The organism is Bacillus sp. P4_D3 (genome assembly GCF_056401855.1).
The window spans coordinates 1-754 of sequence record NZ_JBFUIN010001148.1 but is presented as its reverse complement, the minus strand read 5'-3'; the positions used below and the strand labels follow the sequence as shown (position 1 = coordinate 754).

The 754-nt window shown below is 33.2% G+C and carries 1 protein-coding gene; it reads right to left on the bottom strand.

Annotated elements, in window-relative coordinates:
- Positions 1-585 (bottom strand): helix-turn-helix domain-containing protein (locus AC1DTM_RS29900; RefSeq protein ID WP_477001635.1); only part of this gene is annotated, 585 nt, incomplete at its 3' end.
- Between the last annotated feature and the right edge of the window lie 169 nt (positions 586-754).

Here is a 754-nt window from a genome sequence, read left to right as displayed (position 1 = left end):
CAAAAATGGTATTGCTCCTACCGCGATAAAACAAAATCCAACGATCACTACTGCCGCATACTTCTTCTTAATAGTCGCATATCTTTTTGTCAATTCTTTTAGAAAGTTTTGATGAAATAGTAGTTCTTCCTTTTTTAATACATTGTATCGACTCTCTTCTATCGTTACAGGTACCATCATCGCTCCAATTCCAAGGACAGCAATGATAATGACAAGGAATGTAGACATTGTTGCATTTTCTTTAAATAATAAATACGGTATTGTAGATAAAATAAGCAAGCTAAATCCTAATGCGATATATTTAGAAATTTTTTGCCCATACACTACATACCCTTCCGCCATTTCCTTACTTACATAATAACCATTTTCCTTTTCATTACTTTGCTCAGCAGTTTCTTTTAATAAGTAATCAAGAGAGACTTCAAATATATTTCCAATCATTATTAGTTTTTCAGTTTCAGGAAAACCTTGACCATTCTCCCATTTACTAACTGCTTGCCTTGTTGTGTTTAAACTTTCAGCTAATGCTTCTTGAGAGAGGCCCTTTTCCTTTCTTAATTTAAATAACTTCTCACCAAATCCCATATGTGTATCCCCCTTTTCTTTCTTAACTAAATTGTATGTAAACATTGCTCTCATCTCTATCTTCCTGCGGTTGCACTTTGTCAACTTACGGTTGCGATTATGTTATATAACGGTTTTATATACGATTTAGCTGATATTCTTCTTTGACTATGCATTGATAAAACAACAC